At 51.3% G+C, this 1,507-nt stretch carries 1 protein-coding gene and 1 tRNA gene; one reads left to right on the forward strand and one right to left on the reverse strand.

The genetic code is table 11. The features are described 5' to 3' along the window. Position 1 precedes the first annotated feature (1 nt). A tRNA-OTHER gene (locus tag ACR0CG_RS23800) sits at positions 2–95 on the reverse strand. A 465-nt stretch (positions 96–560) separates the two neighbouring features. On the opposite strand from ACR0CG_RS23800, the gene ACR0CG_RS23805 reads away from it, so the two are divergent. Continuing rightward, on the forward strand, positions 561–1,507 hold a 947-nt coding region (locus tag ACR0CG_RS23805; RefSeq protein WP_480527975.1), incomplete at its 3' end, for an adenylate/guanylate cyclase domain-containing protein.

Raw genomic sequence — 1,507 nt, forward strand, 5'->3', positions numbered from 1 at the left:
ATGGTAGGAGGCGTCGGAATCGAACCGACTCGTGCACTCTAATCTGGAGCAATTACAAGGATATAAGCCTCGCCCGCATACCAATGCTGCCTCCCACGGATTTTGCGTGGGTTATCGACCTCAGGCCGATATTCGATGGCAGTGGATGCGTGTGTACGTCATGACCGCAAGCTGAACCAGTTCGCATAGCCATGTCAAGACGGCGCTTGCTGCACTTCGAAATTCACCGCGTAGTTCTGGGAACCTTCTAGCTTAGCGTGTGCCCGATACACTCATGCATCTTATTTTGCGGGTCAGTACAGCGTCGAGTAGCTCTCCGACAGCGAAACGATTCGATACCCTGTGATCCGGACTCGAACTCAGAAACTCCGTCGATAGTTCGCTCTGAACCGACGTGCGTCTTTTGATCTGCGTCTTATGCGCTCCGTTCTGGAGAAATACAAAAGTCTTGATCTGACCAAACTTCAGCGGCAGCATTGACCTGTATCTTTCGAAAAATGGAGATACCGGTTGCAAGACCTTGTAAGTCTCATTCCATTTAGCGTCTCGAGTTATTTTTGATGATACGTTCCTCACCTGAACTGCTGGCAGTTTCGAGGCGTTGGTATGAAATACTCAGAACCAAGAAGAATACTGACGAATTACGGAACTATCTCTCGAAATCAGATGAACTAAGGTTCGTTGGGACAGGCGAAGGTGAGTTCTGGAGCGGGCAAGCAGTTCGCGATGGGGTTAGCGGATTTTTTGCGGAGATCCCGGCTCCCGTCGTTTTCGAAGAAGTTGAAGCTGAGGCCTTCGAAAACGGAGAAACGGGATGGTCGTCCTTCGTCCACAAGATTCAGTTTGTCGGCTTTGATGAAGCCGTCTTCTACCGCACCGTTCTGATTTTTGTCCTGGAGGGAGCAGCCTGGAAGATCATCAATCGCCACGCTTCGGTGCCAACTCCAAATATTGAACTCGTGGGTAAACAGCAGCTGGCCATCCAAAAACTGGTTGATGCTGCGCGCGAAGATGGACCCGAGCTGATCCAAACCGAAGGTTTGGCTTCAGTACTTTTCACTGATGTGGAGGGCAGCACAACGTTGGCGGAGGCGTTGGGCGATCAGCGTTGGTCGGTGCTGATCGAAAACCACTTCCAAGTCTTGGCGGCGATCATTGAAAAGTATCATGGCCAGTTCGTGAAATCCCTTGGAGACGGAACGTTGTCCGTCTTTCCGTCCGCGAAGGAAGCGCTAACGGCCGCTGTCAAGATTCAGAAGGCTATTGCATCGGCTTCCGAGGAGCCGTCTTTCGGTGTCCGGATTGGAATTCACACTGGTGATGTCGTGCAATCTCGTGGAGATTTTTTTGGCACTGTGGTCAACAAAGCTTCACGCATAACCACGGTTGGTGCGGCAGGCGAGATACTCGTTTCAGATGCGACTCGCGCCATGGTCGGAGGACGAACCGATTTCTCATTTTCTGAAATAGAACCCAGACTTCTGAAAGGTCTACGCGGTCACCACGT

The organism is Ruegeria sp. AB8, from assembly GCF_056542605.1.